Consider the following 14,447-nt stretch of genomic DNA (forward strand, 5'->3'; position numbering starts at 1 on the left):
CTCGGACCGTTCCCGTCGTGCTGGGTAGCGCGATCAGGGGCGCGCCCGGCGCGTGCAGTGAGCGCGCGCCGGGCTGGGCCACCCTCAGTGCCCCCGGTTTCCGCCCACCGTCTCGCGGGCAGCACGCAGCGACTCCTTGAGCGAACCCATGGTGGCCAGCACCGCCGTCGGCTCGTACCCGCAGTGCGCCATGCAGTTCTCGCAGCGCGGGTCCCTGCCGCGGCCGTACTTGGCCCAGTCGGTCTTCTCGATCAACTCCCGGTACGTCGGGACGTACCCGTCCGCCATCAGGTAGCAGGGGCGCTGCCAGCCGAAGAGCGAGTAGTTGGGAATGCCCCAGGCGGTGCACTCGAAGTCGACCTTGCCCTCCAGGAAGTCCAGGAAGAGCGGGCTGTGGTTGAGCCGCCACCGGCGGCGGTTGCCACCGGCGAACGCCTTGCGGAACAGCTCCCTGGTCTGTTCGACGCCCAGGAAGTGCTCCTGGTCGGGGGCCTTCTCATAGGCGTAGGCCGGCGAGATCATCATCTCGTCGACCTTGAGCTCGTCATTGAGGTAGTCGAGCACCTCGATGATGGTCTGCGGGGTGTCCGTGTTGAAGAACGTGCTGTTGGTGGTGACCCGGAACCCCCTCCGCTTGGCCTCCTTGATGGCGGCCACCGCCTCGTCGAAGGTGCCCTCCTTGGCCACCGACTCATCGTGCCGCTCGCGCAGGCCGTCGATGTGCACGGTGAACGTGAAGTACGGCGAAGGAGTGAACTTCTCCAGCTTCTTCCGCATCAGCAGTGCGTTTGTGCATAGGAAGACGTACTTCTTCTTCTCCACCAACTGCCGTACGATCTCGTCGATCTGAGGGTGCATCAGCGGCTCGCCGCCGGCGATGGAGACCATCGGCGCGCCCGATTCGAGCACCGCGCCGACCGCCTGGGCGACCGGCATCCGCTGCTTGAGCACCCCGGCCGGGTGCTGGATCTTCCCGCAGCCCTCGCAGGCGAGGTTGCAGGCGAAGAGCGGTTCCAGCTCGACGATCAGCGGGAACTTCTCCCGCCGCTTGATGAGCTTCTGCTGCATGAGGTACGTACTGACCCGCACGGTCTGGCGCAGCGGCATGGCCATGACTAGCTCGCCTCCTGAGGGAGCGTCGGCAGTGAAGAGTGGGTCAACGGCAGAAGGTCGGACGGCTCGGGTATCGAAGCGCGAGCCGCTGGTCCGGCGACGGCGCGGTGCCAGCCGATCATGGCCGGCACCGCGGCGCGCAGGGCCCGCCAGGCCCGCAGGCCGGCGGGGAGGGTGCCCGGGCGCAGCAGTTCGCGCTCGGGGGTGTCGACCACCACCCGCAGCACGGCCACCGGCAGCGCGGCGGGCAGTGCGGCGAGGATCGCGGCGGACTCCATGTCCACCGCCACCGAGCCGGCGCGGTACAGCTCCCGGCGCTCGGCGCCGCGCACCACGTGGTCGGCCGAGTACAGCGGACCGCGGTGGACGGTGAGGCCCAGCAGGCGCAGGGCATCGACCAGCGGCTGCGGCGAGTCGACGGCGAGTGTGCGGCCCGAACCGGCCCGCACCTCCTCGGCCACCACCAGGTCGCCCGGCGCGAACCCGGGCGCCACCGCCGCGCAGAACCCGGCGACCAGCACCGCGCCATAGGCCGGCACGGCCGGCGCGAAGAGCGCGCGGGCGGCGTGGGCGGCCCGCTCGGGGCCCATCCCGGTACGGGCCAGCACGGGTGCGCCGCCCAGCGCACCCGCCCAGTCGCCGCCGCGCAGCGCCCACTCCTCGGGCGCCAGCGCGCAGCACACCAGCAGCGGGTTCACCTCAGCCTCCTGTCTGCGCCGAGCACGGGGTTGCCGTGCAGGTAGCGGCCGAGTGCGGTGACCGGGAACACCAGCCGGTACAGGTGATAGTTGATCGAGAAGTCCCATGGGAAGCCCGTCCCGGTGAACTGCGGTTCGTCCCAACTGCCCTCCGGCAACTGGGTGGCCGCCAGCCAGCGCACCCCGCGCTCGACGGCCGCGGTGCCCCCGCCGCCCTCGGGCGCGTACCGGCCACCGGGCCCCTCGCCGGCCGCCAGCAGCGCCATCAGCGCCCAGGCCGTCTGCGAGGCGGTCGACTCGCCGCGACCGGACCACTGCTCCGGGTCCTCGTAGGAGCGCATGTCCTCGCCCCAACCGCCGTCCGGGTTCTGCCGCTCCTCCAACCAGCGCACCGCACGGCGGATCGCCGGATCGCCGAGCGGCACCTGGGCGGCGACCAGGGCGGGCAGCACCGAGCCGGTGCCGTAGATGTAGTTGGTACCCCATCGGCCGAACCAGGAACCCTCGGCCTCCTGGTTGCGAAGCAGCCACTCCACCCCGCGCCGGGTACGCGGGTCGTCCGCCTTGCCGACCTCGGCGAGCATCTCCACCACATGGGCGGTGACATCGGCCGAGGGCGGGTCGACCACCTCGCCGAAGTCGCAGAACGGCAGCTTATTGGGGAGCGTGCTGGTGTTGTCCACGTCGAAGGCGCCCCAGGCACCGTTCTTGGACTGCATGCCGAGGTTCCACTCGACGCCCCGGTTGACCGCGCCCGCCACCCGCTGCGGATCGGGGTGGGCGACCCGGCGCAGCGCCAGCACCACCTCGGCGGTGTCGTCGATGTCGGGATAGGTGTCGTTCTCGAACTCGAAGGCCCAGCCGCCCGGGGCGAGGCCCGGTCTCTGGACGGACCAGTCACCGCGCCGGGTGATCTCCTCCCCGAGCATCCAGTCGGTGGCCTTCACCAGCGCCGGATGGTCGGGCGGCAGGCCCGCGTCGGCCAGCGCGATGGTCGCCAGGCAGGTGTCCCAGACCGGCGACTGGCAGGCCTCCATCCAGCGCTTGCCGTCCTCGGTGTGCACGGTGAAGCGCTCGAAGGCGGCCAGGCCGGCCTGCATGACGGGGTGTTCCAGCTCGTAGCCGAGCAGGTGCAGGGCGATCAGCGAGTAGACGGCGGGCGGCTGGATGCCGCCCCAGCAGCCGTCGGCCTCCTGGCGCTCGACGATCCACCGCCCGGCGTGACTGAGTGCCAGCCGGCGCAGCGGGCGCACCGCCCGCTTGTGGTAGGCGTGCAGCACCAGGTCCAGCCGCTCGAAGAGCCCGTCCCAGCTGGCGGGCGGCGCGAGCGGGCGCAGCGGGAACGGATTGCCGGGATCGGTGTGCAGCTCGGTGAGCGTGAAGGGGGCCGGCCGCACCGGCCGATGGGCGGAGACGACGGTCAGTGGCACGATGGTCTGCCGGGCCCAGCAGCCGAACGCGTAGATGTTCAGCGGCAGCCACTTGGGCAGGAACATGATCTCGGGGGGCATTTCCGGCAACCGCTCCCACGGCCACCAGCCGAAGAGTGCGAGCCAGATCCGAGTGAAGACGCGGGTCGCCGCGATCCCGCCGGACTCCCGGACGAAGCGGGCCGCGGACAGCATGTGCGGGGCCTCGGGCCGGTCCCCCGCCAGGCGCAGCGCGACATACGCCTCAACGGTGGTGGAGATCTCCGGTGGCCCACCGTGGAAGGTGCTCCACGTCCCGTCCTCACGCTGCTGGGAGCGGATCCACTCGGCGGTGGCGCTGGTCTGGGCCTCGGTGCGGATGCCCAGGAACTGACGCAGTAACAAGTCCTCGGCATCCATGGTGACGTTGGTCTCCAGGTTGCCCTTCCACCAGCCCTCGGAATCCTGGAGGGACAGCAGGTGAGCGGTGGCGCGGCGCAGGGTGTCGTCGATCGCCGCACGGTCCGGGGGTGAATCATCAGGTGGTCGGTTTAGGTCCGACCCCGTGACTTCCCACGAGCCACCACCGGCTGCCAGGACCACCTGGGTCAGGGCGTCCACCGGTGGCCGCTCCTCCACCGCGACCGGCTCGGAATCGTACTCAGGGTCGAGCCGGCCGTCCGCGGTTGCTGTCAACTTGACGTCACCTCTCTCGTACCACCACGAATTCGGCGAGTGCGACGAAGTGCTCGCGCACCTCGCCGGTCATCGGCACCTCGTCCAGAGCGGCGAGGGCGGTCTTGTGACGGCGACGGGCCTCGTCCTGGGTCCAGGACCGCCCGCCGGCCTGCTCGATCAGTGCGGCCCGACCGGCCAGCACCTCCTCGGTCTCCTCGCCGCGCCCCTCGGGGTCGGCGAGCAGTTCGGCGAGCCTGCGCGAGGCGGCGCCGCCCTCGGCGAGCGCGGCGGCCACCGGCAGCGACTTCTTGCGCTGGCGCAGGTCGCCCCAGTGCGGCTTGCCGGTCACCTCGGTGGCGCCCCAGATGCCGAGCAGGTCGTCGACGGCCTGGAAGGCGAGCCCGAGGTGGTAGCCGTAGCGCTCCAGGGCGTCGGCCGTACGGTCGTCCGCACCGGCCAGCACGGCGCCGATCGCGGAGGCGGCGGCGAGCAGGGCGCCGGTCTTGTTGCCCTCCATCTCCAGGCACTCCTCGACGGTGACGACGTCGCGGTGCTCGAAGGAGAGGTCCTGGGCCTGGCCGTCGATCAGCTTGCGGGTCGCGGTGGTCAGCAGGCGCACGGCGCGCGCGGCGTCGGCGGGGGTGGCGTCGCCACTCAGGCCGGCATCGAGCAGCACCTCGGTGCCGAGGGTGGCCAGCGCGTCGCCGACCAGGATCGCCTGGGCCGGACCGAAGACCGTCCAGGCGGTGGCCCGGTGCCTGCGAGTCTCGTCACCGTCCATCAGATCATCATGCAGGAGGGAGAAGTTGTGCACCAGTTCAACGGCGACGCCGCCGGGCACCCCGGCCTGCAGCGGGGCGCCCACGGCCTGCGCGGAGAGCAGCGCGAGCGCCGGGCGCACCGCCTTGCCGCCGTCACCCGCGGCGGGCTTGCCGTCGCGGTCGGTCCAACCGAAGTGGTAGGCGGCGACCGCGTCCATCGGCGGCGCCAGCCGGGCCACCGCCGCGCGCAGCGGCGGGGTGCAGAGCCTGCGGCCGCTGGCCAGCAGCTCCGCTACCGATGCGGGGCCGGCCGAATCGGTCGGTCTCGCGGCCGTGCTGAGGCGTGCCTCCACGTACGTTCCCTCTCCCTGAGCTGTGGTGCTGGTCTCTGTCGGACGATCGGCGCCTGGTGGAACGTCGTCACCCGGGCCGCGGACGGTCATCGGGGCCACCGTCCGTCGCCGCGGTCCACCGGGACGCGGGCCCCGGCCTCCGCGAGAGCGGCGTCGGCGGCGGCGTGACCGCTGCGCACGGCGCTCTCCATCGTCGCGGGCCAGCCGGTGGCCGTCCACGAACCGGCCAGCAGCAGGCCCGGCACGCGGGTGCGGGCGGAGGGCCGCAGCGCGGCGGTGCCCGGCGCCGGGTCGAAGGTCGCGGTGCGCTCGCGGGTCACGAAGAAGTCCAGCACCTCGGCGCCGCGGGCGGCCGGCAGCAGGCGCTCCAGCTCCGGCAGGTAGCGGGCCCGCAGCTCGGCGACCGGCAGCTCGATCTCGTCGTGCACCGCGGACTGCGAGAGCGCGAGGTACTGCGCTCCCGGCCGGGTCTGCGCCAGGCCCGAGTGCGCGGTGCGGTCGAAGACCCACTGCACGGGAGAGCCGAGCGCGGCGAAGAACGGGCGGCGCAGCACCTGGCGGTCGTAGACCACGTGCACATTGAGGATCGGGGCGGTGCCCAGCTCGGTCAGCCGGGCCTGGCCCTCGATCGCGTCGGCCGGCAGCAGCGCGGCGGCCGCGTCCTGCGCGCCGGCCAGCACCACCACGTCGGCCGTCAGCAGCTCACCGCCCTCCAACCGGACCGCGTGCTGCGGACCCTCCTCGGTGGAGACGGTCTTCAGCTCCACCGCCTTGGACCGCAGCAGCACCTTGACCTCGGCGCGGGCGAGCTCGGCCAAGGCGGCGTCGTGGTGCACGGCGCCCAGCGGGACGGCGGCGATGCCGATGTCCGAGGCGCCCGGGTCGGAGAGCAGGCCGGTCTTGAAGACCATCGCGGCCAGCGCCAGCGAGACCTGGTCGGCCCGGGCGTTCAGGGTGGCGATGCCGACCAGGTCCCAGAGGGCCTCGATGGTGCGGGCGTTCTGCCCGTGCGCGCGCAGCCAGTCGCCGAAGGACGTCGCGTCCAGCGCCGGATCGGCCAGGTCGAGCCGCTGCAGCGCGAGCGCGCCGCGCACCACCCGCAGCCGGTCCGGCGCGGACAGGTGCGGGTACGTCGCCAGGCTGGCGGCCAGGTGCAGCGGCACCGGCAGCGCGGCGCGGCGCAGCCGACCGAGCCGTTGCCGCCCGCCCACCACCGCGAGCACCGGCACGTCCAGCCTGGGCTGGATCGCCACCTGGGCGCCGGCGCCCAGGCGCTCGATCAGGCCGCGATAGGCGGTGCAGCAGCGCAGGAAGACGTGCTGGCCGTTGTCGACCACCAGCTCACCGCGCCGGAACGAGAACGCCAGCCCGCCCAGGCGCGGCCTGCTCTCCAGCAGGGTGACCCGAAGGCCCGCCTCGGCCAGCCGCAGCGCCGCCGTCAGGCCGGCCAGGCCGCCACCGACCACCACGGCGGAGCGGATGCGAGTCTGTGTCCGCCCGGTCATCGGCCCTCCGCGCAGCTCGTGGTGCACTCCGTCCCCAGGGACAACACGCACATGATGCTGCGTGATTCCCCGCTGACAGCAGGTGACGGTGTGTGCGTGTGACTCAAGAACGGCCTCCGGCCAGGCCGGAGAGCGCGACGTACGCCTTCTCCCAACCGGGCAGCGAGACCCTGCCGCGCAGCACCGACTCCGGGTCGGCGGCGATCCGGCCGAGCAGGCGGTGGTAGATCCCCGCCATCGCGGCGGTGCAGGCGCGGCTGCGGCGGTCCAGCATCGGGAGCAGCCGCAGGCCCTCCTCGAAGTACCCCTGGGCACGCTCGGCCTGGAAGGCCACCAGGCCGGTGAAGTCGGCGCCCAGCGGCGGCGCGGGCAGCGCGAAGCCCTGCTCGCAGCCGAACCGGGCGAGGTCCTCGGACGGCAGGTAGGTCCGGCCGTTGACGGCGTCCTCGCGAAGGTCGCGCAGGATGTTGGTGAGCTGCAGGGCCAGGCCCAGGGTGTCGGCGTACTCGGCCCCGCGCTTGGGGTCCTCGCAGCCGTACACGCCCAGCGAGAGCCGCCCGATCGAGCCCGCGACGCAGCGGCAGTAGACCTTGAGGTCCTCGAAGGTGGCGTACTCGGCGCCGCGCAGGTCCATCTCGACGCCGTCGATCAGCTCGTCGAAGGCGTCCAGCGGGATCGGGAAGCGCCGGGCCGCGTCGGCCAGCGCGACCTTGATCGGGTCGGTGTCCTCCTCGGTGACCTCGCCGGCCCGGACCTCGTCCAGCAGGGCGCGGGTGGCGCTCAGCTGCTCGGTCTTGCGCTCGGGGGGCAGTTCGCCGTCGCCGATGTCATCGACCCGGCGGGCCAGCGCGTAGAGCGCGGACATCGCCAGTCGCTTGGGCTCCGGGAGCAGCCGGATGCCGTAGCTGAAATTGCGGGCCTGCAGGGCGGTGACCGCCTCGCAGTACCGGTACGCCGCCATGACCTGCGCCGACGCCAGTGGTGATGCCGCCACTCGGGCGCTCACCTTCCCTTCGCGAAAATGGCCGCCGCCTTCAACGCGAGGCGGCGCTTGTCGGGCTTCGGCTGCTGGGCCAGGACGTCGTACCCGGCGGCCTCGATGGCCGTCAGGGCCGCGTAACCGCCCGCGGTGAATCCTGCCAGGAGCAGTCGGAGCCTTCCCCGAACCGTACCCACCAGCGGAGCGCCGCGGTCGAGCAGGGTCCGCGCCCGGGCCGCCTCGAAGGCCACCAGCTCACGCACCCTGGGCGCGGCGGTGGGGGCGGCGAGGTCGTCCTCGGTGACGCCGAACCGCGCCATGTCCTCGGTGGGCAGGTAGATCCGGCCGCGGGCCAGGTCCTCCGCGACGTCCTGCAGGTGCTCGATCACCTGCAGCGCGCTGCAGACCTGGTCGGAGAGCTGCACGCGCTCCGGCGTCGAGACGTCGGCGATGGCCAGCACCAGGCGGCCGACCGGGTCGGCGGACAGTGTGCAGTAGCCGATCAGGTCCTCGAAGCTCGCGTAGCGGGCGACGGTCTGGTCCACCCGGTTCGCCTCGATCAGGCGGCGGAACGGATCGGGCGTGAGCGCGTGGCCGCCGACCAGCGGGACCAGGGCGCGCAGCAGCGGGTGATGCGGCTGCTCGGCCGTGGAACCGGGCAGCGCGGCCTCGAAGGCGCGGTCCAGGTCCCGCTCCAGGCCGTCCAGCAGACCCAGTCGGAAACTCACTTCATCGGACTGCTCCGAACGGGCGGCGGCACCCAGCAGCACGGCTGTCCCGGCCGGATCGGCCAGGTCCCCGTCCCCCGCGTCGTCGACCAGCCGGGCGAAACCGTAGACGGCCATCAGGTCGTCCCGCCAGGCGGCGGGCAGGAAAGCGGGAGCGACCGGGAAGTTCTCCCGGGCCGCCTTGTCCAGGGTGTCCCCCGCCGACCGGCTTTCTGAATGCGTCGAAGCCATTGGAACCGTCACTCCCCCGTTCTACACCGCTGTTGACCATGAAACCGATTCGGACACGCGCCCCCGAGCCGTGCACCCGCAGCAGCGGGCCCGACGGCTTCGGGCCCAGCCTGCCAGCCGTGGCAGCGTGCTGGAAGACCGGGTCCCGGCGCGCCGGGGGTGCTCACCCGCGCGGCGCACACGGCAGGGCCGGTGCCCGGGACGCCTCGCGTCCGGACACCGGCCCTGTCCCGCAGTGGGCGCCTCAGGGACGCTCGCCGCGCTCGTACATGCCGACCACCTCGTCGGTGGGGCCGTCCATGATGAGCTCGCCGGTCTCGATCCAGATGGTCCGCTCGCAGGTGTCCCGGATCGCGTTGTTGTTGTGGCTGACCAGGAAGACCGTGCCGGCCTCCTTGCGCAGCTCGCGGATCCGGGCCTCGCTGCGGCGCTGGAACGCCTGGTCGCCGGTGGAGAGCGCCTCGTCGATCAGCAGCACGTCGTGCGTCTTGGCCGCCGCGATGGAGAACCGCAGGCGGGCCGCCATGCCGGACGAGTAGGTGCGCATCGGCAGGTTGATGAACTCGCCCTTCTCGTTGATGCCCGAGAAGTCGACGATCTCCTGGTAGCGCGCCTTGACCTCGGCCGGGGACATCCCCATCGCGAGGCAGCCGAGCACCACGTTGCGCTCACCGGTGAGGTCGTCCATCAGCGCCGCGTTCACGCCCAGCAGCGAGGGCTGGCCGTCGGTGTAGATGCCGCCACGCTCGGTCGGCAGCAGGCCGGCGATCGCGGAGAGCATCGTGGACTTGCCCGAGCCGTTGGAACCGATCAGGCCGACGGCCTCGCCCTTGTAGGCCGTGAAGCTGATGCCGCGCACCGCGTGCACCTCGGTGATGGCGGGCGAGCGCTTCTTGGCGATCAGCCGGTTGAGCGCGGAGGTGGCGCTGCCCTTGCCGGCCGCGGCGCCGTGCACCTTGTAGACGATGTGCACATCGTCCACGACGACGGTGGGGATGCGGTGCTGCTTGGCGTTGGCGACTGCCTGGGCGTCGCGCGCCGCACGGTCGGTGATGGTCTCAGCCACGGCCGTACTCCTCCTCGGACTTCCAGAAGTAGACATACCCCAGAACGAACAGCACCACGGCCCAGCCGGCGGCGTAGTACCAGAGGTGGTGTCCGAGCGACTGGTGGTTGTGCGTGCTGGGGCTGTAGACGGACGGCAGCAGCGCGTTCCGGACCAGCTCCATGTACACCGAGGCCGGGTTTATCGTCATGATCAGCTTGACGTACGACGGCCAGCGGGCGCTGTTGCCCGAGATGCTGTACATCACGCCGGAGAGGTACATCCAGGTCCGCAGGATGAACGGCATGAGCTGGGACATGTCACTGGTCTTGGAGCCGATCCGGGCCATGATCAGCGACAGGCCGGTGTTGAACGCCGCCTGCATGATCAGAATCGGGATGACCAGCAGCCAGCTGGCGCTTATCGGCATGCCGAAGCCGAGCACGATGGCGACCAGCACGACCATCGAGATCAGCAGCTGCTGGAGCTGGATCACGGTGAAGGCGATCGGCAGGCAGGCCCGCGGGAAGTGCAGCGCCCGGATCAGCCAGAGGTTGTCCGAGATGGCCCGGGTGCCGGACTGCACAGCGCTCTGGGTGAACTGGAAGATGAACACACCGGTGCAGAGCCACGGAATGTAGTGCGGCACCTTGTTGCCGGCCAGGATCAGACCGAAGACCAGGTAGAACACGGCGCAGTTCAGCAGCGGAGTCACGACCTGCCAGACCTGGCCCAGCTTCGCCGTGGTGTACTGCGCGACCAGGCGGGCGGTCGCGAAGGCCACGATGAAGTGCCGGCGCTGCCAGAGCTGCTTGGTGTAGGCCACCAGTCCGGGCCGGGCGCCGCTGACCTTCAGCCCGTACTTGTCCGCGAGCTGCTTCTGGCTCAGTCCGGCATCAACACCTCCCGGGGCGGAGAGGTTGATCGTTTCACTCACTGTCGACACATTCGTCCTTCACGGATTCGGAAGTCCGGCTGCTGGCCGGGGGCAGGCGCCGGTCTTTCGACTGGAAGATCCCTGCGGATCACGGGGGAGGTTTGGCCGACGGGAAGCCTGTACAGGATCCCGTCAGCCGGTGCGATCAGATGACCGGCGGTCTGCCCAACCGGGTCAATCGCCATACAGTACGCCATCGCATGGGCCGTCGCTCACCGCATGGTGTACGCCAACCCGCCCGGAAACCCGCCCACCAGGCCTTGAAAGCCGACCCCGAGGGACGGCGGGCGAGAGTGAGCAGCAACCAGGTGCACAGATAGAGAGGCACCAACAGGGCCGGAAGGTTCCGTCGGGCGAGCCACACCCGGTTGCGGGCCACATTGTGGAAGTACGTGGCGTGCCGGGCGGGCGAGGTGGCGGGGTGGTGCAGCACGATGTCGGCGCGGTAGTCGATCGACCAGCCGGCGTCCAGTGCCCGCCACGCGAGGTCGGTCTCCTCGTGCGCGTAGAAGAACTCCGCGGGCAGCTGGCCGGCCTGCTCGAACACCGCGGTCCGCACGGCACTGGCCCCGCCCAGGAAGGTGGTCACCCGCGACGAGTGCAGCGGCTCGCCGGCCCGCAGCCGCGGGACGTGCCGGCGCTGGGTCTCGCCGGTCTCGGGGTCGGCGATCCGGAAGCTGACGATGCCCAGGCCCGGATCGGCGGTGAAGGCCTCGCGCAGCAGGCGGGCCGAGTCCAGGTTGGGCAGCAGCCCGTCGTCGTCCAGGAAGAGCACCGCGTCGACGTCCCGGCCGTTGGGGCCGAAGAGCTCGATGCCGACGTTGCGGCCACCCGGGATGCCGAGGTTCTCCGGCAGCTCGACGGTGCGTACATCGCTGGGCAGCGGCGGCAGCGGGGCGCCGTTGCCGACCACGGCGAGCTCGACGTCCGGGCCCTCCTGGTCGATCACGGAGTCGATCAGGGCGTTCAGCTCGTCCGGGCGGTTGCCCATCGTGATGATGACCGCGCCGAGCCGGAACCCGTCGGCGCTGGTGGCGGCCTGCTCCGCGGTCGGAGCCTGCTCGGTCATCGCAGCCTGCTGGAGAGGACGATGCTGAGCAGGTGGAGGACGGTCTGCAGCATGGCGATGGCCGCCAGCACGACGACCGCGAGCCGGGTGAAGAAGAGGTCGCCGTGGACCTGGTCGGCGATGCCGGCGGCGAGCAGGAAGAGCGAGCACTCGACCGCGCCGACCAGCCGGTGGAACTTCAGGAAGGCCGCCGCCTTGCGGGCCTTGGCGACCCCCGCGGCCCGCGGCACCGCGGCGCTGTCCTCGACGGCGGTCATCCCGCTGCGGGCCCTGGCCACGTCCACCAGGTCGGTCTCCGACTTGATCAGGATCGCACCGAGCGCCGCCAGCGTGCCGAGGAAGGCCCACTCCCAGTGCGAGCTGCTGCCGTGCTTGTGCAGCAGGTCGGCGGCCCGCAGGCCGGCGCCGGTGAGCAGCGCCGCCTCGGACATGTAGTGGCCGACCCGGTCCAGGTACACGCCGGTCAGCGAGGTCTGCCGGCGCCAGCGGGCCACCTCGCCGTCCACGCAGTCGAGCAGCAGGTAGAGCTGGATCAGCAGCGCTCCGGCGATCGCTCCCGCGAGGCCCGGGATCACCAGGGCGGCCCCGGCCAGCACACCCGTGAACATCATCAGGTAGGTCAGGCCGTTGGGCGTGATCGCGGTGACCGTCGAGAGGACGCGGGTGATTCTCAGCGAGATCCGCCGCATGTAGAGCCGGCCCGCCCAGTGCTCGGCACTGCGGCGCTGGAGCATGCCCTCGGGGTGGATGACGGCGCGCAGCTCCTCGATCGAGGGGCGGACCGTGAGGTCGACCGCGGGACGTTCGGTGGGGCGTTCGGCGGCCTGGTGGGGCTCAGCTGTTGACGGCTTGGACATAGTCGGCGTACGCGTCCCTGATCGCTGAAGGGGAGAGGTCGAGGTGCTCAAGGATGGTGAAGCGGCCCGGGCGGGTATTCGGAGCGTAGTGCACCGCCTGGGTGAATTCCGCCTCGGTGAAACCGATCTGATCAGCGGTCACCGGCAGCCCGTGGGCGGTCAGGCGATCGACGATCAGGGCGGTCAACTCGCGCTCGCCCCGCAGGAAGCTCGCGAAGGCGGCACCGAGGCCGACCTGCTCGCCGTGCTGGGCGGAACGCTTGGGATACAGCACATCCAGGGCGTGCGAGATCTCGTGGCAGGCACCCGACGAAGGTCGTGTACTGCCTGCGATGTTCATCGCGATGCCGGACAGTACCAGGGCTTCGGCCAGCGCCGTCAGGAGGTCTGGATCTTCCAGGGTCCCCGGGTGGCGCAGCAGGTTCTCACCGGCCGAGCGGGCCATCGCGACCGCCAGCCCGTCCACCGGTTCACCGGTCTCCCGGTGTGAGAGTTCCCAGTCGGCACAGGCCGAGATGTTGGAGATCACGTCGCCTATGCCGGCCGCCACGAATCGCCTCGGGGCCTTCTGGATCACGTCCAGGTCGACCACGATGCCGATCGGGCCGGGTACGCCGTAGGAACCGCGCCCCGCGTCGTTGTCGAGAGTCGACACAGGGGAGCAGATGCCGTCGTGGGCCAGGTTGGTGGCCACGGCGACCACGGGCAGCCCGACACGCGCGGCGGCGTACTTGGCGGCGTCGATGATCTTACCGCCCCCCATGCCGACCAGGACGTCGTAGTGCCCGCCCCGCATCGCCTCCGCGAGCCGGACCGCGCCGTCCAACGTGCCGTCGCCGGCCTCGTACCAGTCGGCGCCCGGCAGTTGCGGCTCCAGGCGCTCGCGCAGCACCGTGCCGGAGCCGTTGCTGATCGCCACCGCGATCCGGCCGGCGCTGGAGAGCCGCTGGTCGGCGAGGATGCCGGCCAGCGAGTCCAGCGCACCCCGGCGGACCTCGACGAAGAGCGGCGAGGGGATCAGCCGGGTCAGTACTGGCACGCGATCTCCCGGGCCTTGGCCAGGTCCTCGTGGTTGTCGACCTCGACCCAGGAGACGTCGCCGATCGGCTGCACGTCGATCCGCAGGCCGCGGTCGGCCATCTCCTGGTAGCCGTCCTCGTAGTAGAGCTGCGGGTCGCGCTCGAAGGTGGTGCGCAGCGCGTCGGTGAGGTCGGCGGCGGCGGAGGGGTTGATCACCGTGAGGCCGATGTACTCGCCGGTGGCGTCCGCCGGTTCCATCAGCTTGGTGATCCGGCGCACCCCGGTGGTGGGGTCGACGATGACCTTCATCTCCTCGTCGGCCAGCTTCTTGACCGTGTCCAGCGCGAGCAGGATGCCCGGGGCACGGCCCTCGGCGATCAGCCGGTCGTTGCCGTCCAGCATGGTGCGCTGCACCGAGGCCGGGTGCACGGTGTCGCCGTTGGCGAGCAGCAGGCCCTGGCCGAAGAGCTCGCGGGCGCACCAGAGGGAGTAGGCGTTGTTCCACTCCTCGGCCTTGTCGTTCTCGACCAGGGTGAGCTTGACCCCGTACTTCTGCTCCAGCGCGTCCTTGCGGTCGTAGACGGCCTCCTTGCGGTAGCCGACCACGATCGCGGCCTCGCGCAGGCCGACCTCGGCGAAGTTGCCGAGCGTGAGGTCCAGCACGGTCTTCTCGCCGTCCACGGGGACCAACGCCTTGGGGAGGGTGTCGGTGTACGGGCGGAGCCGGCGGCCGGCTCCGGCCGCCAGAACGAGGCCGATCATGCGGGGTCTCCTGATTCGTCGGGTGCGTCGGACGGGGCGGGTGGGGCGGTGCTGCGGTGCTGCGGTGCGCTGTGTGTGCTGGGTCGTGCGGCGGTGTGCTGGGCGCGCTGGGTTGTGCTGGGTGCGCTGGGTTGTGCTGGGTGCGCTGGTCCGGTCGTGCCGGTCAGCAGGCATCGGGGCCCCCGCCCGCCCGACGTCCGGCCTCCCGGGCCCGCTGCGCGGGCGGTCGTCGTGTCGTATGCGATGGTAGGCGACGGCCGCGACCAGCCCGAACGCCGCCCGTACTGGCGGGAGCCGGGCCA

13 protein-coding genes are annotated in these 14,447 nt (G+C 71.5%); all 13 read right to left on the minus strand.

Annotated elements, in window-relative coordinates; genetic code table 11:
- Positions 1-84: 84 nt before the first annotated feature.
- Positions 85-1,113: an adenosyl-hopene transferase HpnH gene (gene hpnH, locus P3T34_RS06850; protein ID WP_280665089.1), complete on the minus strand. Its 1,029-nt coding sequence runs from the start codon at positions 1,111-1,113 to the stop codon at positions 85-87.
- Between the two features lie 2 nt (positions 1,114-1,115).
- Complete coding sequence (locus P3T34_RS06855) at positions 1,116-1,811, minus strand: 1-hydroxy-2-methyl-2-butenyl 4-diphosphate reductase (RefSeq protein WP_280665090.1); 696 nt, start codon at positions 1,809-1,811, stop codon at positions 1,116-1,118.
- Positions 1,808-3,916, minus strand: coding sequence for a squalene--hopene cyclase (gene shc / locus P3T34_RS06860; RefSeq protein ID WP_280665091.1), 2,109 nt, complete (start codon positions 3,914-3,916; stop codon positions 1,808-1,810). Before shc ends, P3T34_RS06855 begins: the two co-directional genes overlap by 4 nt.
- A 7-nt stretch (positions 3,917-3,923) precedes the next feature.
- Positions 3,924-4,946 (minus strand): polyprenyl synthetase family protein, encoded by a 1,023-nt coding sequence (locus P3T34_RS06865; protein ID WP_280671871.1) that lies wholly within the window; start codon positions 4,944-4,946, stop codon positions 3,924-3,926.
- 152 nt (positions 4,947-5,098) lie between these two features.
- Positions 5,099-6,517 (minus strand): hydroxysqualene dehydroxylase HpnE, encoded by a 1,419-nt coding sequence (gene hpnE, locus P3T34_RS06870; RefSeq protein ID WP_280665092.1) that lies wholly within the window; start codon positions 6,515-6,517, stop codon positions 5,099-5,101.
- A gap of 103 nt (positions 6,518-6,620) precedes the next feature.
- Positions 6,621-7,478 (minus strand): presqualene diphosphate synthase HpnD, encoded by an 858-nt coding sequence (gene hpnD, locus P3T34_RS06875; RefSeq protein WP_280671873.1) that lies wholly within the window; start codon positions 7,476-7,478, stop codon positions 6,621-6,623.
- A 41-nt stretch (positions 7,479-7,519) separates the two neighbouring features.
- The gene (hpnC, locus tag P3T34_RS06880; protein ID WP_280665093.1) at positions 7,520-8,455 is read right to left on the minus strand and encodes a squalene synthase HpnC; all 936 of its coding nucleotides are present in this window, start codon (positions 8,453-8,455) and stop codon (positions 7,520-7,522) included.
- A 244-nt stretch (positions 8,456-8,699) separates the two neighbouring features.
- Positions 8,700-9,521, minus strand: coding sequence for an ABC transporter ATP-binding protein (locus P3T34_RS06885; RefSeq protein WP_280665094.1), 822 nt, complete (start codon positions 9,519-9,521; stop codon positions 8,700-8,702).
- The gene (locus P3T34_RS06890; protein ID WP_280665095.1) at positions 9,514-10,437 is read right to left on the minus strand and encodes an ABC transporter permease; all 924 of its coding nucleotides are present in this window, start codon (positions 10,435-10,437) and stop codon (positions 9,514-9,516) included. Before P3T34_RS06890 ends, P3T34_RS06885 begins: the two co-directional genes overlap by 8 nt.
- 145 nt (positions 10,438-10,582) lie before the next feature.
- Positions 10,583-11,506, minus strand: coding sequence for a glycosyltransferase (locus P3T34_RS06895; RefSeq protein ID WP_280665096.1), 924 nt, complete (start codon positions 11,504-11,506; stop codon positions 10,583-10,585).
- Positions 11,503-12,240 (minus strand): CDP-alcohol phosphatidyltransferase family protein, encoded by a 738-nt coding sequence (locus P3T34_RS06900; protein ID WP_280671875.1) that lies wholly within the window; start codon positions 12,238-12,240, stop codon positions 11,503-11,505. The genes P3T34_RS06895 and P3T34_RS06900 overlap by 4 nt, the downstream gene beginning before the upstream one ends.
- Before the next feature lie 100 nt (positions 12,241-12,340).
- Complete coding sequence (locus P3T34_RS06905) at positions 12,341-13,402, minus strand: iron-containing alcohol dehydrogenase family protein (protein ID WP_280665097.1); 1,062 nt, start codon at positions 13,400-13,402, stop codon at positions 12,341-12,343.
- A complete protein-coding gene (locus P3T34_RS06910) occupies positions 13,390-14,145 on the minus strand; it encodes a phosphocholine cytidylyltransferase family protein (protein WP_280665098.1) in 756 nt (251 codons plus the stop codon). Before P3T34_RS06910 ends, P3T34_RS06905 begins: the two co-directional genes overlap by 13 nt.
- Positions 14,146-14,447: the final 302 nt, after the last annotated feature.

Source organism: Kitasatospora sp. MAP12-44, assembly GCF_029892095.1.
Lineage (GTDB): Bacteria > Actinomycetota > Actinomycetes > Streptomycetales > Streptomycetaceae > Kitasatospora.